Genomic DNA, 20,888 nt, shown 5'->3' with positions numbered 1-20,888 from the left:
ACAAGGTTTAGCACGCTCAGGCAGGGCGGCGCAAGGAGGAAATTATGCGGATGGGGGAACCGGGCCGGTGGAATTCCGGATCACCAGTTCGGCCGCGGGAACGTTCACATCGACGGTGGGTTCGCCGTCTATTGCCTGCAGGAGAAGGCGGGCCGCTTCAAAACCAATCTGGTTGGGCGAGGTTTGAATCGTGGTCAGCGTCGGGCGAAGATAGGCCCCCAGCTGGATTCCGTCATAGCCTGCCACCGAAAGATCTCCGGGGACATCGAAGCCTAGGTGCTGAGCCTGGGCGATGAATCCCATCGCGCTGAGGTCGTTTGCGCAGATCACCGCGGTGGGGCGCACGCGGTTGGCTAGCAGGATCTTGGCGGCCTCGATACCGCCCTCGTAGGTGAAGCCTCCGTCGGCGACCGGACCGGCCTCGATGCCCCGCGCACCCAGACTGTCTCGCCAGGCTCGTTCGCGCTGGCGGGAGTGCACAAAACGCGGCGGGCCCCCCACGAAGGCAAAATGGGTGTGCCCCAATCGGGCGAGGTGTTCAACCAGGGCGTCGATGCCGGGCCGGTGATCCTGGCGCACGCTGGGGAGGGGGAAATCCTCATCGGCGCCGATACTCACGGCGGGCAAGCCGAGGTCCTGGACCGCGGGGACGCGGGCATCATCCACCTCGAGCTCATTGAGGAATACCCCATCCACGCGGCGGCCGGCCGCCAGTCGACGATAGCGTTCGAGAACCTCGTTGGCCCCCGGACTGGTCTGCAATACGAGTGCGAAACCGCGCGCGTCGATATAGGACTCGATGCCGCCAATAAACCCGCCGAAGAACGGATCGAGCTCCAGGACGTCGGGGTCGCGGTGGACCACCAGGCCGACCGAGAATGTCTTTTTTCCGGCAAGACTGCGTCCGCGTACCGAGGGGACAAAGCCCAGATCATCGGCCGCCGCAAGGATCTTCTCTCGCGTGGCATCGGAGACTCCGGGGCGGCCATTGAGCGCGCTGGAAACCGAGCTGATCGCGACTCCTGCCTGGGCGGCCACATCGTTGATCGTGACCCGACGCGTCATCCGAGTCCTCCTTCGTATCGCGCATCCGCCGTGATGCCGACGGTTTTGACTCTAAACCATTGTGAGGCCCCGCCGGGGGAGATCGCGGTCTCCGGGAGGGAAGTCGGGCAAATTCCTTGTTTCCGGTCGATCGTCCTGCTATCGTCCGTTTACCGAAACGTTTCGGTGACGCGTCTGATCACGCGTCGCAGTGTTCGAACCACGAATCGACTCGCCCGGCGCACCGTAGCGTCGTGCCCGTGAAGGAGCCCAATGAAGAGCATCCCCGTGCGATTGGGGGCGGCCACCCTCGGCCTGACCCTGGTCGCCAGCGCCCTCGCACTGCCCGGCATGCCCGCCGTCGCAGTCCCCGGTCCGCCGACCAGTCCCGTCGCCGCGGCGGTTCCCGGAACCTCGCCCAATGCCGCACCCACCCTCGATGAGCTGGCCGATAGTTCACCCACCCAGCAGCGCTGGCTCTCGGTTCCCCAGTCCCGGGTGGTTTTGAACCCCTACAACTTCGACGGCAATGGTAGCGAGCTGGAACAAAACTCCGGCGTGGACCTCCCGCTCTCCACCGGGTTCTACGCCCACGACACCGCGGTGCGGTCGGACCGGCTGATGCAGACGTTCCTCAAGCCCGGGCCGGATGCCCAGCCCGAGCCGGGCACCGAACCCGAGATCCCTACCGGATATCACGCCGACTTTTCCAGCGTGACGGCTCCCGCCGGCCCCTGGGTCCTCAAACGACTCACCGCCGAGGACCGTCCTGGTGGCGCGGTTGCACTCACCACCGCGGCCAGCGGTGGCTACTGGGGCGACCTGGAACAGCGCGTGACGATTGATCTGCGTGAGCAGTCACACCTCACCGTGAGCGTGCCCGAGACCGGAGGAAAGTGGGCGGTGAAGGTCGCCGCACCCGGCGGGGACGATATCAAATTGCACGCCGATGACATCACGACTCCGGGGACCCAGAGCTTCGATCTGACCACCGCAACCGGCTGGCGTGGAGTCACGACCTTTACCCTCAAGTTCTTTGCCGTCGGTGGCCCCGGTGCCCCGGCGACCACGGTGTTTGGCGCGGCCGAGATCGTGACCGAAGCTGGTTCCACCCCCGGAGAGCCCGGCGGTCTCACAGACCCGTTTGATGCCGGGTCGGTGGCGGCCTGGTCACACAGCAGCGCCGGTACCACGCTGAGCGCCGGGGCGCGCGGGGCCACCCTGGCCCTGCCCGGGAAAGACTGGGGATATCGTGCCCGATCGGTGTCGATCAACGTCACCGAGAACCCGATTCTCACTCTCAAGGTTGCCGCCGATTCCGGTGCCTGGGCCCTCAAGGTGAACCGCTCCCTCACCGGGGACGACATCACCCTCCAGCCGGATTCCACTGCCTCCGGCGAGCTGTCATATGACTTGGCCGGGGTTACCGGCTGGAGCGGAAACACCGATTTCTACGTCAAGCTCTTTCAGGTGGGCCGTGGCACTGCCGGCACCCACACCACGTTTGAACGGCTGAGTATCCACCCGGGCTCGGCACTCCTCAAGACCGCACGCAGCGCGAACCCATCCTGGGACCCAACCGAGCTCGGATACGCGGCGAAATACACCGGGTTCGGCGGCGAGATTCGCATCCGTGACCGCTTTGACTCCGCCAGTATCGACGCGTTCACCCGGACCGTCACCGGCAGCGTCCCCGGGGCGCAGCCGGTGGTTGCCGGTGCCATCTCGGGGACCGGAGTCTACGATGCCGGCCGCCGAGTGCTGAGCGTGGAGGGTAAGGATGCGAGCGTCGCCATCGCCTTCCCCGCCGCCGCGGAGGTTCGGTTCTTCGAGTCCGAATCGGCCCTGCGTTTTGGCCGCCAGGGGACCGAAACCCCCGATGCGGGTTCACGCTACTGGGGTGCGACCCTGCCCGAGTCGGGCAGCTACTCGATCGGTGCCAGCTGGGCGATCCGCGACGCACAGCACCCGGCACCGGCAGTGGCTTCCGCCGCGGCGGTGGCGGCAATCAGCGACGACACCGTTGAATCGGCCCACACCCACTGGTCGGCGTTCTGGAACGACTATCTAGCCCGCGTACCGATGGTGGGCAACTTTGGAATCGAACGCGTGGCCACCGGCGGAATCACGCCCGAGCAGGTGCGTCACTTCTACCTGCAGGCGTGGGCCGGCCTGGAGATGAATATCCTGCCGGCAACTCCCGAAACCGGCAATCATTTTGCTCAGCTGGGGACCGGCAAACCCTCGATGTGGATGAATGGAACCCCGGGCACCCGCAACGTGGCGAGCTGGGACTCGCTGTTGGGTATGCAGCAGCTGGTGCAGACCGACCCCGAAAACGCCTGGGCCTCCTTCCAGGGCATGATGGCACTGGTCAACGATCAGGTCTCTCCCGATGCCTACGAGTACGGCGAGCTGGGCGGTGAATCCCTGCCCTCGCGCAAGGCGCAGACGGCCTGGATCCTCTACCAGGCCACCGGCGACAGGGACAAGCTTGAGAGCATCTATCAGGCGCTGAAGATCCACCTGGCCTGGGAGAAAAACAACATGCGCTGGGTGCTGCACGGGCACAACTATCTGGACGAGCGCGACAGCGAGTTTGTGGCCTCGCTCATCTTCGATCTGCGCTTTGCCGCGCAGATCGCCACCGAGCTTGGTCACACGGCCGATGCCGACACCTGGAACGCGTGGCGGCCGGAACTCACCCGCAATTATGAGGAGTGGTTCTTCCCCACCACGGCCGATAAAAACGGTAAGACCTGGGCCACCGTGCAGAAGGTTTACCTCGATCCCACCCGGTCCGGGCCTCCGCAGGCGGACCAGGGCGAGGGCGGACCGTACCGCAACGAACACGGACAGTGGGTGGATCCGGGATGGTCGTTCTACACCACCACCGCGCTGGTGATGGAGGACCTCGCCCCCGAGTATCGGGCCAAGGTTCGCGAACGCTTCGAAGATGACTTCAGCGAGAATAAGCAGCTGGCGGGACTGGGCAAGTTTGCCATCAAGGCTCCGGATGCCCAGCTGATGGTCTACGGCCTGCTGGATGGGGGAGCGCCGCGGGAGGCGGACGAGGCCGAGGTGATCATCCACTCGCTGACTCGCGATATGACCAGCTCGGGACTGTTTGCCGAGGTTTACTATGAAACCGGCGCAATCGGTAAGCCGGTGGGTGCGCGCGGCGTGCGACCCTCCCTGTTTGGCATCTCCAACCTGATCGACAACGTGTTCCTCGCCAATGGTGTGCGCACCGATCTGGGAGATCCCTCGTTTGTGCGACTGGGACACAGTGCCGGTGGCGTCTCGGGGGTGAGCTGGATGGGCAAGCGATTTGACGCGGCCATCGTCGGAGAGGACATTCACGTGTCCGGCCCGGCGGTTGCGGACCCGAGCATCTGCCCGGTGATTCCGGCCCCCACCGGGAAGACGGTGGGGCTGGCCACGTGTTCCGTCGCGCCCGGAACGCCGAGCGTCACCATTCGGGCCGACCGAATCGTGCCCGGCGCGAAAATTGCCGTAAGCGGTGCGGGATTCGGTGCCGGGGCCGCGCTTACCCTGACGCTGCACTCGGATCCAGTTGAGGTCGGGACGGTCACCGCCGACGAGGCGGGTGCCTTTGACACCACGGTGACGATCCCCGGAGATACTCCCGCGGGGGCGCATACGCTGGTGGTTTCCGATGGCACACTCGAGGCGCGGGCCGACCTGGTGGTGGCCGAGGGGCCGGGAAACACGGCGGGCCCGAGCACCTCCGCCGAGCCGAGCGCGACCGCCGGTCCGAGCGTCTCTGCCTCACCGACGGGCGGCGCGCAAGGGGTCGGCCAGCATGGTGCCGACGGTGGGCTCGCGCACACCGGCGTGAACCCGCTCATCGCCGGCGGCCTCGCGGTCCTGTTGCTCCTCCTGGGGATCGGCGTGCTGCGCCGTCGTCGCAGCGCCTAGGGACTGATACCGGTGTGGTGCACGGGCACCGCACCGGCACCGGTCTCACACATAAAACCCGCGGTGTCTCGAATGAGACACCGCGGGTTTTTGCGTGGGGTACTAGCGGGCGGCGATCCACACGGTCGTCTCGGCGGGCACCTCGGTCAGGGCGGTATCCACCGGGTCAGAGCTCGAAAGTGCGACCGTATCCGGTCCCAGCGGGTAGGGCTCGGTACCGAAGTTGGTGATCACACGCCAGCCGTTGGGACGCACAAATTCCAGTACGTCTGCGCGTCCGGTCTCCAACCACTCCAGTTCCTCCGCGGTCTGCAGCTCGTGACGCAGAGCCAGGGCGCGGCGGTACAGGCTCAGGGTCGAGTGCGGATCGGCGGACTCGCGGGAGACCGCATACTCGCCAAACCACGCGGGCTGGGGCAGGTGTGCGCCTGCCTCACCGAACCCGAAGGACGGACCGGACTCGGTCCAGGGAAGCGGAACCCGGCAGCCGTCGCGCCCGATTTCGGCCCCCTGAGTGCGGAAGAAGGTAGGGTCCTGACGATCGGCGGCCGGGATGTCCGCAACCTCTGGCAGCCCCAGTTCCTCACCCTGATACATGTAGGCGGACCCGGGCAGCGCCAGCAGGAAGAGGCTCGCCGCCCGCGCTCGCCGCAGCCCGCCCGCGGTGTCGACCACCGGGTCGGTGCCGCCGCTGAGCAGCCACTGCGATCCGTGCTTGTGCAGCGGTCGTCCATCCGCACCACGCTCGGTACGGGGCAAGCCGTAGCGGGTGGCGTGACGTACCACGTCGTGGTTGGAGAACACCCAGGTGGTCGAGGACCCCGACGTGGCCGAAATGGCCAGGTTGTCGGTCACGATCCGACGGAACTCCTCGGCATCAAAGTCGGCCTCCAGCAGATCGAAGTTGAACGCCTGACCGAGGGACTTCGGGCTCGCGTACAGCGGCACCCGCGAGGGGTGCACCCAGGCCTCGGCCACCGCGGTGCGCGGCGGATCGTACGAGTTGAACACCTCGCGCCATTCGGCATAGACCTCGTGCACGTCGTCACGGTCGATGATCGGGTGGTTACCATCCTGGGGCAGCGCATCGAGCTCGGCCTGGCTGGGCAGCGGGTCGGAGAGGTCCTTGGTGAGCATGTGGGCGACATCGATCCGGAAGCCGTCCACGCCCCGGTCCGACCAGAATCGCAGGGTCTTCACAAAGTCCGCGCGCACCTCGGGGTGGCGCCAGTTGAGGTCGGGCTGCTCGGTGGCGAAGTGGTGGAAGTACCACTGACCGTCCGCGACGCGCTCCCAGGAGGGGCCGCCGAAGACCGACACCCAGTCCGCGGGCGGCTGGTCGCCATTCTCGCCGGTGCCCTCGCGGAAGATATAGCGCTCGCGGGCGGCGGATCCGCGTCCGGCCGCGAGCGCCTCCTGGAACCAGACGTGCTGGTCGGAGGTGTGGTTGGGGACGATGTCCACCACAACGTGGATGCCGCGTGCGTGTAGGGCCGTAACCATCGCATCGAAGTCATCCAGGGTGCCCAGGCGCGGATCCACGTTGCGGTAGTCGGCCACGTCATAGCCCCCGTCGGCAAGAGCCGAGGGGTAGAAGGGGCTCAGCCACACGGCGTCGATCCCGAGCTTGGCCAGATAGTCGGCGCGCGAGGTGATCCCGGGGATGTCCCCGAGTCCATCGCCGTTGGAATCGGCGAAGCTGCGCGGATAGATCTGGTACACCGCGGCCTGACGCCACCACGGTGCGGCCTCGCCGGTGCGGTCAAATACGGTTTCGGTCGGAGTAGACACGGTTTCCTTTCGGTTGAACGGTTAGCCCTTGACCGCGCCCTGGGTCACGCCCGCCATCACCCAGCGCTGAGTGAAGAGGTAGACGATGATCGCCGGGGCCATGGCCATCAGGTAGGAGGCAAAGGACACGTTGTAGTTGTTGCTGAACTGGGTTTGGAAGATCGACTGGACCACCGGGAGGGTCTGCATCGCCGGATCCGAGGTGATCAGCGAGGGCATCATGAAGTCATTCCACGAGGCGAGGAACGCGAAGATGCCCACGGTTGCGCTCATCGGGGCTAGCAGCGGGAAGATCAGCTTCCAGAACACCTGGGAGGTGGAGGCACCGTCGATCCGGGCGCTCTCCTCGAGTTCAATCGGAATCGAGCGCAGAAACGCGGTGAACAGCAGCACGCTGAAGCTCAGCTGGAACATGATGTGCAGGATCGCGACCCCCACCGGGTTATCCAGTCCGGCAAATCCGGTCAGCTGGATCTGCGGCAGCGCGAGCACCGGGAAGGGCAGAAACATCGCCGCCAGCAGGTAGAAGAAGGACCAGCGGAAGAACTTACGGTCCCAGTTGCGGGCGATCGCGAAGGAGGCAAACGCCGCCAGCAGGATCGTTCCGGCCACGGTGAGCGCGGTCACAAATACCGAGACCGCAAACGCCTGGGGCACGTTGGTGAGGTTCCACGCCTGAACAAATCCGTCCACGCTCCACGGTGCCGGCAGCGAGAACACGTTGCCATCCACCGCCTGGCTGGTGGTTTTGAAGGCGGTGACGATGGTGACATAGAGCGGGATGATCACGGTCACCGCACACAGCAGCAGGATGATCGTGGTGGACCAGCGCGGGCGTTCGGTGCCGATCCTGCCGGATCGACGCGGGGTCAGGGTGGTCATTAGAAGGTGTTCCTTCCCCGGGTGATCCGCAGTTGGATCAGCGAAATGAGGATGACGATGACAAAGAAGATCGTCGCGTTGGCCATCTGGTAGGCGTAGTCGCCGCCGGTGAAGCCGGTGACGATGGTCATCGCGATCGAGCGGGTCGAGGTGCCCGGGCCGCCCCCGGTCAGACCGAAGATGATGTCGTAGGCGTTAAGGAAGTTCTTGAAGCCGAGGATCACGTTGATGACCACATATCCAGCCACCAGCGGCAGGGTGATCCGCCGCAGCTGCTGCCAGCGGCCGGCACCGTCCAGGTCCGCGGCCTCATAGACCTCGGTGGGGATGGCCAGCAGCCCGGCGATGTAGATCAGCAGGGTGCCGGGGATAGCCTGCCAGGCCGTGACGATCACGATGGCGATCCAGGCGAGATCGGGGCTGGCGAGCAGGCTCGTGGAGAGCACGTCGATGCCCAGCGCCGAACCCAGCGCGGGCAGTGCGTTGGAGAATAGGAAGTTGAACACAAACGCGATGATGATGCCCGAGATGACCATCGGCACCACAAACACGGTGCGCAGCGTGGTCTTCAGCCGGATCTTCCCGGTCAGCCCCACCGCGAGTAGGAACGCCAGCGCGTTGACCAGGATCACCGTGACCAGCGCAAAGCCGAAGGTGAAGAGGTAGCTCTGCAGGATCGCCGGGTCACCGAAGGCGGCCACATAGTTGGTGAAGCCGATGAACTTCCAGTCACCAAACCCGATCGAGTTGGTGAAGCTGGAGACGATGCCGATGATTGCCGGGAGGGTGATTGCCAGGCTGAAGAGGACCAGCGTGGGAACCAGGAACAGATAGTAGACGCCCTCGACCCGACGGCGTGAGCGCGGGGGCCGGGGCACCGGGGCGCCGGTGTTGATCAACGTCGTTGTTGCCATGATGTTGTCTCCTTGTCCCTAGCGGCGCAGGGCCAGCCGGGCCCAGTCTGCGTCGAGGGTGGCCAGGGTGCTCTTCGGATCGGCACCCAGCACGATCCCCTGCACGTAGTTTTCGGTGGGGATCGTCAGCGGGATCGCCTTGGACGCCCCCTGGTAGAAGGCCGCACGGTCGTAGTACTCGCGCATGCCCACGATGCGGGGATCGGTGACCGGGGCCGCATCGGTGGTGGTGCCGTAGCCGAGGAACTTGGCGTTATAGTCGTCGATCACACTCGGCTGGAACAGATAGCTGAGGAACTCACGGGCAGCCTTTTGATGCGTGGACGCCTCGGGGATCCAAGCGGCGAGGTCGATGTTGACCCGCACCTTCAGGTCCTGGGGATTATCGGTCATCGGCAGCGGGAACGTCCCCAGCTGGAGATCGGGGGCGGTCTTGGCGATTTCGCCGAGCGCCCACGGCCCCTGGAAGTACATCGCCGCCTTGCCCTGGGCGAAGGCGAGGTTGCCGTCACCGTAACCCTTGGCCGCCGCGTCCTTATTGGTGTACTTCTGGGCGATTTCCTGCATCCGCTGGGTGGGTTCCAGCAGGGTCTTCTGGAACGAGACCGCCGAGTGCGGTCCCACATCGGTGCCCTCCCTGTTCAGCCCGGCGTAGAAGTCGGCCACGTTGACCATGCCGCCCACCGCATAGTCGAACCACCCCTGGGCCACGGTCCAGGGGTCCTTGAACGTGCCGTAGATCGGGGTGATCCCGGCGGCGGTGAGCTTCTCACAGGCCGCCTGGAATTCCTCCCAGGTCTGCGGGACCGCGATGCCCTGCTCGGCGAAGATCTGCTTGTTGTAGATGACCGAGGCCGCCATGACCGAGTAGGGGAGCACACTCGTGCGGCCCTGATAGGTGGCGTACTGATCCACGAGCTTTTGCACATCGGGCAGGATGCGTGAGGCCTCGGGCATGTCCCCGAGATCGCTCAGTGCCCCGCGCTCCATGAACCGCGACATCTCCATGTTGTAGTTCAGGAGTCCGAGGTCCGGCGGATTGCCGCGCAGGAAGCCGGCTTGCAGATTAGCCGCGGTGTCGAGCGTCACGTGAATCTTGTTCTGCTCGGCGTTATAGGTTTTCACCAGCTCGCGGAAGTAGGGGATCGCCTCGGGCTTGGAGAGGTAGAAGCGAACGTTTTCGGGGCCCTGCGGGGCGCATCCGCTGAGCACGCCGGCGGCCACCGCCAGTGCGAGCGCGCCGGTGAGGAGTCGGCGTCGTCGCCGAGACCCTCGCGGGGTGCGCGAACTTCGCGTATTTCGGGGAGTAAAGAGAGGCACGTCATTGTCCTTCCGAGTTCCCGGGAGCGGGAACGATGTTGATCCACTGAATAAATTTAGGAACCAAATCAACTTGAGGTAGAGCATAATAGGGGGAATATCGAAAGGTCAAGCATCGTGACGAGATCCCCAGCTCCCGCCGCAACGCAGCAGCGAGCGAGCCTCCAAGCCGTCCTGGAATACGCCTGGGACGCCGACATCTTCACCGCGACCGACGCCGTGGAGGCCACCGGGCTGACCCGGTCGACCTCGATCGAGGTGATCGAGCTGCTGATCGAACGCGGGCTGCTGTGCGAGCTGGATAACGCCCGGGTCGCCGGGGAGTATCGCAAGGGGCGTCCCTCGCGCAGGTTTGCGTTCTATGCCGACCGCAGCGTCCTGATCGGGGTGGACGCCGGCCGCTCCCACCTCACCGTGCGCGCGACCAATCTGCGCGGGATTCTGCTTGCCCAGACCACTCGACGTCTCGATCCGAGCCACGAGAGCGCCGCCGAGCGTCGCGCCGAGATCAACACGGCCATTGCGGACACCCTGGCCCAGGCTGAGCGCGATCGTGCCGACATCCTCTCGATCTGTGCCGGGGTTCCCGCCCCGGTGGATGCGCTGGGGCGCTCGCCGAAGCACCGCGAGGGATTCTGGCAGCGGATGAACCCCGACCTGCCCGAGCTGCTGGGGGAGTGGGCACCGATCGTCCGGGTGGAAAACGATGCGTCCCTCGCCGCGCTCGCCGAGGGGGGAATCGGTGGGGCGCAGGAGGCCGATGACTACATCACCCTGCTGGCCGGCGACCGCCTGGGTTCGGGTGTTGTCCTCGCCGGGCACCTGCTGCGCGGGGCGCACGGGGGCGTGGGGGAAACCGTGGCGTTTGACCATGTGCCCGAGGTGGGTGGTGCCTACGGCGTGGGCTCTCGGATTCTCGAGTGGGCCGAGGAGGGGTGGGACCGGCTGCCCGCCGATCACCCGCTGGTGCGCGCCGGACTCCCCGCTCTCAGCGCCCGAGCGGTGCTGGATCAGGCGGAGGACGGAGATGCCTGGTCGCAGGCGATCGTGGTGCGCGCCGGACACCTGCTGGCCCGGGTTGCCGCGGTGCTGGGAAGTCTGTTCAATCCGGCGCTGATCATCGTCTCGGGGGCCATCGCCGATGTGATCGAACCGGTCCTGGTGATCGCCCGGGAATCCCTGGCCGATCAGCTGGATCTTCCCGCCCCGGAGCTCGCGGCCTCGGACCTCGGCGCCGACGTGGTCGTGCTCGGGGCGGTATCGGGCGCACTGCGTTCGGCGCGCGCCGGGGTGCTCGCGGTGGTTCCCGCAGTCGAGCGGATTCCCGCCGCGACGGAGGCCGCCGCCACTAATAGATAGCAATAGTTATGAAATAGCCTGACCGGGCCACTAATCTGGGGATGCCCACCTCGGAATACCCGCCGAGACCCATGACCGCTCCGCGCCTCGGTACGGAGTTGAGGCTGCTTCAGGAGTTTCGTGAAAAACCCGCTCGCGTTTGTGCTGTCGTTGACCCTGCTTTTGGGCGGGACCGTGGCCCTCGGCTCCCTGGCTGCACCGAGCGCCGCGGCAGCCCCGGCCGCGGCCGTCGCGGCCGCACCCACGCTCGTGGTCGATGCCCTGCCCGTGAGCTTCCCCTATGGAGAGAATCCGGACATTACCGTGCGCCTCACCGGCGTTCCCGATGCGCTGGCGGATGCCGATTTCAGCCTGGAGGTTGACCTCTGGGGCAGCGGCGAGAGCGTGCGAAAGTGGTCCACACCGGTGCGCGGCGACCGGGCACTGAGCCTGAACCTGCCCCCGAACCTGCCGTATGGTCCCTACCAGCTGCGCTGGCGCGTGAGCAGCCCGGATGAGGGGATCGTCGCGAGCTTCACCCCGCCGAATCGCGACTTCCGGGTGGTCGGATCCACGATCGACCTCACGCTCACCGGGCTCGCGGCGAACCATCCGCTGGGCACCCCGATCTCCGCAACGGTGGAGACCGCGCGCGTCCCGGTGGGGGATCGCAGCATCACCGTCTCGCTCCTCAAGACGACCGGTGGCGTGGGGAGCGACGCCACCACGACGCTTGTTCCCGGATCGCCGCGGCAGATCCAGGTGACCGCCGCGCAGAAGACACAGTTCTCCTTTGAGGACCTGGGCGAGCTGCCGGTGGGGCGCTACGAGGTCTCGGTGCAGTTCCCGCGGACCGACGGCGTCCAGGGGGCGAGCGTGCTAAACCGCACCCTGATTTATGCGCCGCCAATCGCGATCACCCCGATCCAGGTGCCGAACTATGTGTACGGTGCCGATGCGATGGCGAGGCTGCGGATCAACGGCGTCGAGGCACCCATGCGAATCGACGCGCTGAATGAGCGCGGTAACGTCTGGGGGACCTCCTTCCGCGATCCGGTCATGGACAATACCGAGTTCTACGTGCCGATGCCCCCGGGCCTAGAACCGGGAAACTACACGCTGAGACTCTCCTTCTCCGATCCGAAGCTGAAAAACGAGAGTCCGATCGCACCCGTTGCGTTCACCGTGGCGAAGATCCCCACCACGCTGACCCTGGGCGGTGGCCGCGATACGTTCGCGAGCGAGACCGCGACCCTGAGCGCCACGCTCGCCGGAGGCGAGGGCAACGTGTTCCTCGACATCACCGAACCCGACGGCCGGGTGCGCACGGTGCCGGCGCAGAAGATCACGGATGGGGGAAGCGCGGTATACGGCTTCGAGGTCACCAAGCCCGGCGCTCATCGGGTGGTCGCGCGCTATGCCGGAGATCGCCTGCACACGGAGGCGCTGAGTGCCCCGCAGATTCTCAACGTGCTGCCGCGTCCGCTGGCGCTCTCGGTGGACCCGGCCTCCCAGAAACTAGACCAGGCCAACGCGTTCCGCGTGCAGGTTCGTGACGTGCGTGATCCGGGGGCCGGTCCCGCCGGTCGCCTGAGCTATACGGTTACGCCGCCCATCGGGGTCCCCTACTCGGGCAGTATCTATGTGATTGCCGGGGGCGTGATGATCCCGCTGCCCGCGGGTGTCACCGGGGACTTCGGGGTCGAGCTGCTGATGCCCGAGGATGGACGCAATGCCGCGGTCAGCCTCTCCACCACGGTTTCGGTTAGCCCGATTCCCGTGACGCTCACCCCGCGGGTTACGGGTGAACTGCGCTACGGCGGTGGATCGGCGAGCGTCATCACGCGCGAAACCAGCCTGTTCCAGCGCGAGCACCGTACCCACACCCTGGAAATCGACGGCGTTGCCGGACCGACCTGGAACCAGACCGATGCGGGCGGCACCGAGGTATCCAGCGAGATTGCCGTACCCGAGAATCTGAGCGTGGGCGAGCATACGCTGCGGGTCATCAGCGCCGCGGATGCGCGGTTCACCCGCTCGGCCAGCGAGCCGCTGACCCTGACCGTGCACCCGGGGATCGCGCTACCACACGCGGTGTTTGAGCCATCCGGCGAGCTGGATTCGGTGGGATCGCTGCGCGTGGACGTGGGACTCGACGGTGTGGCGGCCGAGCCGGTAGAGGGCGCGATCGAGGTGCGGGTGGGAGTGCCGACGTCCGAGGAGCCTGGCACGCAGGCACCGTCCGCCGCTGACAGGGCTGCTGCCGAGCCGGCGGGCGTCCCGGACGATTCCTCCGCCGACCGAGACCCCTTTGTGCTGACCGGCATCCTCGAAAACGGACGTGTGACGGTGGACCTGCCGGCGGACCTTCCCGAGGGCATCCTGCCCGTCTCGGTACGGTATCTCGGATCCGAAAACGTCGCCCCCGCGCACACCGAACTCTCGCTGCTGAGCTTTGCCGACCCCGGCCAGCCCGTGCCCGAGGACACCGGGATCACCGTGGGGATCGGGACTCCGCGCCTGCACCCGGGGGATCAGCAGACCCTCCGGTTGAGCGGCCTGCCCGCGAACTCGGCCGCCGCCGCGGTGCTGTTCAGCGACGCCCGCAAACTGGGCACCGTGCACGTGGATGAGGACGGCATCGGCACCCTGACCTTCCCCATCCCCGCCGATCTGTCCCTGGGCACCCACCGCGTGGAGGTGCGCACAGAGGTGGGCATCTTCGCCGCGGCATTCGCAGTGGAGGCCCCGGTGATCATCGAGCCGACGCCCGAACCGACGCCCTCGCCCGAGCCGAGCCCCGAGCCGAGCCCAACCTCGAGCCAGAGCCCTGAGCCGAGCCTCGCCCCCACACCCGCGCAGCCGGGTGACCCGACGGCGTCGCCCCTCTCGGGGGCTGCCCCCGACCCGGCTGCGCTCCCGGGGACCGGCACTTCCCCCGGATTCGCCGCACTGCTGGGGCTTGCCCTGGTGGGCGCGGGACTGATGGTTGGCACCCTCTTGCGTCGGCGCCGTCATACGCCTACTAGCATGGGGGCATGAGCACGCGCGCGAACCCCGGATCGGCCCGTTCGCCCAGGCGTTCTCGCGATGCAGTGGTTCGGCCCACGCCCCCGCAGGCCCGGCCCGAGGAGATCGACTTTAGTATCGCCGGGCAGGCGGAGGTCACGCCGTATCCGATCGAGTGGGAGCCGCACACACATCCGATCCACGAGTTGCTGTGGGTGCGCTCGGGGGTGATGACCACCGGGATCGGTCGGGAGCGCTATACGCTGCCCCGCAACATCGGGATCTGGATTCCCGCGGGGATCGAGCACCACGGCCGGGTCAGCGGGGGAGCGGAGTTCCAGGCGAGCTTCTTTAACCCGGAAATCAGCACGTTCAATCCGCAGGTTCCGGTGTGTGTGGAGATCACCCCGCTGCTGCACGAACTCCTGGTGCACCTGTCTCAGGAGGACCTCGGTTTGGCACAGCGTGAGCGTGCCGAGGGGTTGGTATTTGACCTGCTCGCGCCCACCGCGATCCCGCTGAACCTGCCGATGCCCGAGGATGAGCGTCTGCGCCCGATCGCCGAGGCTCTGCTTGCCGATCCCGCCGATCCGCGCGGCATCGAGGACTGGGCGCTCTCCCTGGGATGCAGCGCCCGCACCCTCGCCCGCGCCTTCGAATCCGAGCTGGATCAGACCTTCGGATCCTGGCGGCAGCAGGCCCGGGTGCACGCGGCGCTCGGCCCGCTGAGCGACGGAGTCAGTGTGGCCGATGCGGCGGCGAGTGTGGGCTATCACAACGCCAGCTCGTTTATCGCGGTCTTTGATCGAATCATGGGCACCACCCCGGGGCGCTATCGCGGTGCCCGGCCCGCCCGGAACGGAATCGCGAATGAGTAACCGCAACACTCTGATCATCGACGGCGACCTGCTGCGTGTGCGGCCCCGCGGCCTGGACCGTTTCTGGTGCTTCCGCCGCGAACTCGCGGTGCCGCTGGCCGCGATCCGAGAGGTGCGAGTGGTGCCCAAGAAGGGCGTGGCGCGCGGGTTGCGCACGCTCGGTGCGGATCTCGGATTCAAGATTTCCGGAACCTACTATGCCGAGGGGGCCGTGAATTTCTGGAACTATCGCGCCGGGGGACCGCTGCTGGCGATCACCCTCGCCCCCGCTCAGGAGGGATCCACCCACCTGTTCCTGTCGGTGGGGGATCCGGAAGTGCTGCGCGAGCGGATCGAAAAAGCCCGCGCAGCCCACCCCTCGGCTGCGGATAATTAGCGCGGGCGGGTGCTGAGGACCAGGCGTCCGGCCACCTCGCGGGTTTCCATCCGTCGATCGGGTTGTCCGAAACGCTGCCGCGCCGAGCGGAATAGTCTCGGCCCGCCGCCGGTGTCCGAACTGCCGGATCCGGTGTCAGTCTTTGGTGATTGCGTCATGAATTGACCGCCTATAGCCTTGAAGTTAGGTAAGGCTGGGCTGAATTCACGCCCGGTCATCGAAAGACAAGAGATCCCCGCATGAGCGCACTTCCGGTGCCCCGTGCCGCGAAAAGCGCGCACGGCACCCTCAGATCGGCACGCTCGCGTACCCTCATCCTGATTCTTGGAATCATCATCCTGGTGCTGCTGGCGGCGCTGAGCCTTTTTGTCGGCTCGGGGCGGCTCAGCGTCGCGCAGACCTGGGCCGCGCTCACCGGGGGACAGGTTGATGCGACCGGAATCATCGTGCGCGACTATCGCGTTCCCCGCACCATCCTGGCGCTGATCGTCGGGGCCGGACTCGGTGCCAGCGGCGCGCTGATCCAGGCGATCACCCGCAACCCGCTCGCCGACCCCGGCATCCTCGGGGTCAACGCCGGGTCCTACCTGTGTGTGGTCATCGGTGCCGCGTTCTTCGGCGCCGGCGGCACGCTCGGCCAGGTGTGGTGGGCGCTCGGCGGCGCACTGGTCACCAGCGTTGCGGTGTATCTGATCGGGACCGCCGGACGCCACGGCGCCAGCCCGGTCCAACTCGTCCTCACCGGTGTTGCGCTCGGTGCGATCTTCACCGGCATTAGCTCCGCGATCACCCTGCTTACCCCCGAGGCATTCGACAAGCTGCGCTTCTGGGCCGCCGGATCTCTGCAGGGCCGCCAGATGGACACGGTGATCGCTGTCGCGCCGTTCTTGATTCTGGGACTCCTGATCGCGCTCACCCTGTCCTCCTCGCTGAACGCGCTCGCCCTCGGCGATGAGGTTGCCCGCTCGCTGGGAACCCGGGTCGCGCTGCTGCGCGCCGTCTCGATCGTCGTGATCACCGTGCTCTGTGGGGCATCCACCGCCGCGGTTGGCCCAATCGGCTTCCTCGGGCTGATGGCCCCGCACGCGGTGCGCTCGCTGGTGGGGCCGGACCAGCGCTGGGTTATTCCGCTGAGCATGATCGGCGCGCCCATCATCTTCCTCAGCGCCGACATGATCGGCCGTGTGCTGGTGCAGTCGGAGCTGCCGGTGGGGATCGTCACCGCGTTCCTCGGAGCCCCGATCCTGATCTGGCTCGTGCGCCGAAAGGAGGCGAAGGGACTGTGAGCTTGGCACTGATCGTCACCGCACTGTGTTCGTCACGCACCGGCCCCCCGATCCTGATCCGGGTCGTGCGCCGAAAGGAGGCGAAGGGACTGTGAATGCCCCTACCCTGCGCGCCTCGGGCGAGCGCGTTGTCCGCGTGCGCGGTCTGAGCCTGCGCATCCACCGTCGTTCATTCTGGGTCGGCCTCGCCTGCCTGATCATCGCCCTCGGCGTGGCCGGCTACTCGCTCACCATCGGCGATCTGCCGCTGTCCCTCGGCGATGTCTGGGCGGCGCTCACCGGCCACGCCGATCCCGGAACCACCCGGATCGTGCTGGACTGGCGCCTCCCGCGCGTGCTGATGGCACTCTTCGGGGGCATCGCCCTGGCGATGAGCGGCGCGGTGTTCCAAACCCTCACCGGCAACCCGCTCGGCAGCCCCGACATCATCGGCTTCAACACCGGGGCGTACACCGGCGCGCTGCTCTCGATGCTCGTGGTCGGCGGCGGTTCCACCGGAACCACTGTGGGCGCGCTGATCGGTGGCACTGCAACCGGCGCACTGGTCTACCTGCTGGCGCTGCGCCACGGCCTGCACGGATACCGACTGATCGTGATCGGCATCGGTGTCAGCGCGATGCTCGGGGCGATCAACTCCTACCTGATGATCACGGTCAAACTCGAGGCCGCGATCACCGCCCAGGTGTGGGGTGCGGGCTCGCTCAATACGATCCGCTGGATCGATCTGACCCCCACCATCCTAATCACCCTGATCTGCCTCCCGCTGCTGCTCGCGCTCTGGCGTCAGGCGTGCATGCTGGGTCTCGGCGTGGAGACGGCCTCGGGACGCGGCGTGAACCTCAAACTCCTCCGGGTTGCGCTGCTCGGGCTCGGCGTGGTGCTGACCGCCGCCGTCACCGCGGTGGCCGGACCGATCGCGTTTGTCGCGCTGGTCGCCCCGCAGATCGCGCTGCGACTTTGCCGCGGCCCCGGAATCCCGCTGCTGCCCACCGCGTTCCTCGGGGCCGCCCTGCTCGTGATCAGCGACCTGGTCGCCCGCACCCTGCTCGCCCCGGTCCAGCTCCCGGTCGGCGTGGTCACCGTGGTGCTCGGCGGCGGATACCTCGTCTGGATGCTGATCTCCCGTCTGCGAAAGGCCTAACCTATGGCACCCGAATCCACCCTCGAAGCGGTCTCCCTGCAGGTTGGCTACGGCCAGAGTCCGATCCTGCCCGAGCTCAGCGTCACCATCCCGCCGGGATCGTTCACGGTGATCGTGGGACCCAATGCGTGTGGCAAGTCCACGCTGCTGAAGTCACTCGCCCGGATCCTCCCGGTCGAGTCCGGCCGGGTGCTGCTGGACGGCGCGGATATCAAGGCGTTGCGGACAAAGGAGCTGGCGCGCCGGGTGGGACTGCTGCCGCAGTCCTCGGTGGCCCCCGAGGCGATCACCGTGATCGATCTGGTGTCACGCGGACGACATCCGCACCAGGGTGTCTTCAGACAGTGGTCCGCCGAGGATGAGGCAAAGGTTGCCCGTGCGCTGGAGGACACCGGGCTGACCGACCTCGCCTCAGCCACCGTGGACCGGCTCTCCGGCGGGCAGCGCCAGCGCGTCTGGATCGCGATGGTCCTCGCCCAGGACACCCCGATTGTGCTGCTGGATGAGCCCACGACTTTCCTGGACCTGGCCCACCAGATCGAGGTCCTGGAACTGTGCGCCCGACTGCACCGCGACGGCCGCACCCTGGTTGCCGTACTGCACGACCTCAACCAGGCCGCCCGCTATGCGACCCACCTGATTGCGCTGCACGCGGGCACCATCGTCGCCGAGGGCGCCCCGGCCGTGGTCCTGACCGAGGACACCGTCGAGCGGGTCTTCGGGGTGCGTGCCCGCATCATCCCCGACCCTGAAACCGGAACCCCGCTGATCGTGCCGCGTGCGCAGGGGGCGGTCGCCTCCTCCGCAGGCACCGGCACCGGAACCGGCACCTCCGTTCCCGAACCCGAACACATCTGATCCGCGCCCAATCCGCGCTCACCCCTAGCCTTTCCCGTCCGAACCATTCCCGAGAGAAAGAGGAATCATGTCCCGTACCTCCCTGGTGCGTCGCACCCTGACCGCCCTGGCGGCGCTCACCGTGGCCGGGCTCGCGCTGACCGCGTGTGCCACCGGCGAAAACGTGGGTGACAAACCCGCCTCCGGCGACCTCCTCGCCTCGGTGGACACCAACTTTGGCAAGATCGATATCCCCAAGCCCAAGGACGGCAAGCAGTTGCGCGTCGTGGCGCTGGGCTGGTCCGACGGCGAGGTGGCACTCTCGCTCGGGGTGAAGCCGGTGGCAATCTACGACTGGCAGTCCTTCGGCGAGAAGAACAAGGGGGTGGGCCCCTGGGCCACCGCCGAGTTCGGGAAGGACACCCCGGTGCTGATCCCGCGCACCGACGCAACCCTCAACTATGAGCAGATCCAGTCCCTCAACCCCGACGTGATCCTCAACGTGCGGGCGGCCCTGGACGAGAAGGTGTGGCAGCGACTCAACGAGATCGCCCCGACCGTGAGCGCCGTCAAGGGCACCCCGGACTACGCGGTCAAGTGGACCGATCACACCCGGATGATCGCCAAGGTGCTGGGCAAGGAGAAGGAGGGCGAAACCCTGATCAAGGGCCTCGAGGATAAGATTGCCACCATCCGCAGCGAGCACCCCGAGTTTGCCGGAAAGACCTTCACCTCGGGCTCCAAGTTTGGTGACGCCTACGGTGCCAGCCTGCCCGGCGACGCCCGCTTCGACCTGTACGGCGACCTCGGGTTTGTGCTGAACCCGACCATCAAGGCGCTGCCCGCGCAGGGCTTCTACGCCCCGGTCTCGGTTGAGCAGGTCCCGGCGATGGACGCGGACACCGCGGTCCTCACCACGATCGGTTACCCGCTGCAGGCCATCAAGGATGACGCGCTGATCCAGGCGCTGCCGATGGTCAAGGACGGTCGCGCGATCTTCGCCGACCCCGAGGGCATCGTCATGGCCGGCTCCAGCGCCGGGACCATCCGCGCGCTGGAACTGACCCTGGATGAGGTTGTCCCGCAGCTGGCCGACTCGGTCGCCAAGCTCGGTAAGTAACCCCGCATAACAAAGCCGGCCGGATCTCGAGGATCCGGCCGGCTTTATTGTGTCCGAGACTACTCGGCGGGGGCACCGAAGTTGGCCACCAGCGGGTCGGCACCCACCCGGCCGGTCTGCGGAAGGTTGGTGATCCGCGCGAGCTCCTCGGCGCTCAGCTCGAAGTCGAACACCTGAATGTTCTCGGAAATCCGCGCCTCGGAGAGCGACTTGGGGATCACGATCAGACCGTTCTGCAGGTGCCAGCGGATGATGACCTGCGCGGCCGAGCGGCCGTGGGCGGCGGCGATCTCGGCGATCACCGGATCGGTCAGCACGGTGTTGGGCTTGCTGCCCGGACCCCAGCCGGAGTTCGAGGTGCCACCCAGCGGGCTCCACGAGGTGATCGCGGTGCCGTCGGTTAGCGCACGCTCGCGCAGCTCGTCCTGGTTGAACCCGGGGTGCAGCTCAATCTGGTTGACCGCGGGCACGCTGGCCCCGGCCGCCCGCAGCTGGTCGAGGTGGACCTGCTCAAAGTTGGAGACGCCGATCGAGCGCACCCGGCCCGAGTCGCGAATCTCCTCGAGCGCGCGCCAGGTGTCGATGCGGCGCTGGTCGTTCTGCAGCGGCCAGTGGATCAGGTACAGGTCGACATAGTCGAGGCCCAGCTTGTCCAGGCTCACCGAGAATGCGTCGAGGGTCTGCTGATAGCCCTGGTCCTGGTTGCGCAGCTTGGTGGTGACAAACAGGTCGTCCCGGTCCAGGCCCGCGCGGGCGATCGCGCGCCCCACACCGGCCTCATTCTCGTAGCCTGCGGCCGTATCAATGTGGGTGTACCCGGCCTCGGCGAGGGCATAGTGCACCACGCGCTCGGCCTCATCGTCGGTGGCCTGCCAGACGCCGAGGCCCAGCTGGGGCATCTGACGACCGGAGTTGAGCAGGATCTGCGGGATGGAAAGGGTCATAGGGGAGTCTCCAATAGCCGAGTGACGTCGCCGAAGCGCGGCGTATCCCTCAGCCTATGCCCGTCG

Annotated in this window: 16 protein-coding genes; 9 read left to right on the top strand and 7 right to left on the bottom strand. The window is 66.8% G+C overall.

Going from position 1 to position 20,888, the window contains the following annotated elements; genetic code table 11:
- Nucleotides 1–42: 42 nt before the first annotated feature.
- Nucleotides 43–1,065, bottom strand: coding sequence for a LacI family DNA-binding transcriptional regulator (locus M2390_RS13140; RefSeq protein ID WP_259179409.1), 1,023 nt, complete (start codon nucleotides 1,063–1,065; stop codon nucleotides 43–45).
- 252 nt (nucleotides 1,066–1,317) lie between these two features.
- On the opposite strand from M2390_RS13140, the gene M2390_RS13135 reads away from it, so the two are divergent.
- A complete protein-coding gene (locus M2390_RS13135) occupies nucleotides 1,318–4,986 on the top strand; it encodes a hypothetical protein (protein WP_259179408.1) in 3,669 nt (1,222 codons plus the stop codon).
- A 102-nt stretch (nucleotides 4,987–5,088) separates the two neighbouring features.
- Here M2390_RS13135 and M2390_RS13130 read toward each other — a convergent pair whose 3' ends face one another.
- From M2390_RS13130 to M2390_RS13115, 4 genes are read right to left on the bottom strand one after another with little or no spacing between them, the layout of a single operon-like run.
- Nucleotides 5,089–6,777: a glycoside hydrolase family 13 protein gene (locus tag M2390_RS13130; protein ID WP_259179406.1), complete on the bottom strand. Its 1,689-nt coding sequence runs from the start codon at nucleotides 6,775–6,777 to the stop codon at nucleotides 5,089–5,091.
- Between the two features lie 21 nt (nucleotides 6,778–6,798).
- The gene (locus M2390_RS13125; RefSeq protein ID WP_030148300.1) at nucleotides 6,799–7,659 is read right to left on the bottom strand and encodes a carbohydrate ABC transporter permease; all 861 of its coding nucleotides are present in this window, start codon (nucleotides 7,657–7,659) and stop codon (nucleotides 6,799–6,801) included.
- Nucleotides 7,659–8,573, bottom strand: a complete 915-nt coding sequence (locus M2390_RS13120) for a carbohydrate ABC transporter permease (RefSeq protein ID WP_259179402.1) — start codon at nucleotides 8,571–8,573, stop codon at nucleotides 7,659–7,661. Before M2390_RS13120 ends, M2390_RS13125 begins: the two co-directional genes overlap by 1 nt.
- Nucleotides 8,574–8,591: 18 nt before the next feature.
- Nucleotides 8,592–9,893, bottom strand: a complete 1,302-nt coding sequence (locus tag M2390_RS13115) for an ABC transporter substrate-binding protein (protein WP_396823095.1) — start codon at nucleotides 9,891–9,893, stop codon at nucleotides 8,592–8,594.
- Nucleotides 9,894–10,010: 117 nt separating this feature from the next.
- Here M2390_RS13115 and M2390_RS13110 point away from each other — a divergent pair, with 117 nt between their 5' ends.
- The 4 genes from M2390_RS13110 to M2390_RS13095 all read left to right on the top strand — a co-directional run bounded on the left by M2390_RS13110 (nucleotide 10,011) and on the right by M2390_RS13095 (nucleotide 15,494).
- Nucleotides 10,011–11,252, top strand: coding sequence for an ROK family protein (locus tag M2390_RS13110; protein ID WP_259179401.1), 1,242 nt, complete (start codon nucleotides 10,011–10,013; stop codon nucleotides 11,250–11,252).
- Nucleotides 11,253–11,372: 120 nt separating this feature from the next.
- On the top strand, nucleotides 11,373–14,273 hold the full coding sequence (locus M2390_RS13105; RefSeq protein WP_259179399.1) for a hypothetical protein: 2,901 nt from the start codon (nucleotides 11,373–11,375) through the stop codon (nucleotides 14,271–14,273).
- Nucleotides 14,270–15,118, top strand: coding sequence for a helix-turn-helix domain-containing protein (locus M2390_RS13100; RefSeq protein ID WP_259179398.1), 849 nt, complete (start codon nucleotides 14,270–14,272; stop codon nucleotides 15,116–15,118). Before M2390_RS13105 ends, M2390_RS13100 begins: the two co-directional genes overlap by 4 nt.
- Nucleotides 15,111–15,494 carry a hypothetical protein gene (locus M2390_RS13095; protein ID WP_259179395.1) on the top strand — a complete coding sequence of 128 codons (384 nt, stop codon included), beginning with the start codon at nucleotides 15,111–15,113 and terminating at the stop codon, nucleotides 15,492–15,494. The genes M2390_RS13100 and M2390_RS13095 overlap by 8 nt, the downstream gene beginning before the upstream one ends.
- On the opposite strand, the gene M2390_RS13090 is transcribed toward M2390_RS13095, so the two are convergent.
- Complete coding sequence (locus M2390_RS13090) at nucleotides 15,491–15,652, bottom strand: hypothetical protein (protein ID WP_259179393.1); 162 nt, start codon at nucleotides 15,650–15,652, stop codon at nucleotides 15,491–15,493. The genes M2390_RS13095 and M2390_RS13090 overlap by 4 nt on opposite strands.
- An 81-nt stretch (nucleotides 15,653–15,733) precedes the next feature.
- On the opposite strand from M2390_RS13090, the gene M2390_RS13085 reads away from it, so the two are divergent.
- The 4 genes from M2390_RS13085 (at nucleotide 15,734) to M2390_RS13070 (ending at nucleotide 19,878) form a co-directional block, all read left to right on the top strand.
- Nucleotides 15,734–16,780, top strand: a complete 1,047-nt coding sequence (locus M2390_RS13085; protein WP_259179391.1) for an iron ABC transporter permease — start codon at nucleotides 15,734–15,736, stop codon at nucleotides 16,778–16,780.
- 91 nt (nucleotides 16,781–16,871) lie between these two features.
- Complete coding sequence (locus M2390_RS13080) at nucleotides 16,872–17,921, top strand: iron chelate uptake ABC transporter family permease subunit (RefSeq protein WP_259179390.1); 1,050 nt, start codon at nucleotides 16,872–16,874, stop codon at nucleotides 17,919–17,921.
- A 3-nt stretch (nucleotides 17,922–17,924) separates the two neighbouring features.
- Nucleotides 17,925–18,779 carry an ABC transporter ATP-binding protein gene (locus tag M2390_RS13075; RefSeq protein ID WP_259179388.1) on the top strand — a complete coding sequence of 285 codons (855 nt, stop codon included), beginning with the start codon at nucleotides 17,925–17,927 and terminating at the stop codon, nucleotides 18,777–18,779.
- A 67-nt stretch (nucleotides 18,780–18,846) separates the two neighbouring features.
- On the top strand, nucleotides 18,847–19,878 hold the full coding sequence (locus M2390_RS13070; RefSeq protein ID WP_259179384.1) for an iron-siderophore ABC transporter substrate-binding protein: 1,032 nt from the start codon (nucleotides 18,847–18,849) through the stop codon (nucleotides 19,876–19,878).
- Nucleotides 19,879–19,937: 59 nt separating this feature from the next.
- On the opposite strand, the gene M2390_RS13065 is transcribed toward M2390_RS13070, so the two are convergent.
- Nucleotides 19,938–20,822 carry an aldo/keto reductase gene (locus M2390_RS13065; RefSeq protein ID WP_187977640.1) on the bottom strand — a complete coding sequence of 295 codons (885 nt, stop codon included), beginning with the start codon at nucleotides 20,820–20,822 and terminating at the stop codon, nucleotides 19,938–19,940.
- Nucleotides 20,823–20,888 lie beyond the last annotated feature (66 nt).

The organism is Mycetocola sp. BIGb0189 (assembly GCF_024810155.1).
GTDB classification, from domain to species: domain Bacteria; phylum Actinomycetota; class Actinomycetes; order Actinomycetales; family Microbacteriaceae; genus Mycetocola; species Mycetocola lacteus.
The sequence above is the reverse complement of the archived record's forward strand: the minus strand, read 5'-3'. Positions and strand labels throughout refer to the sequence as shown.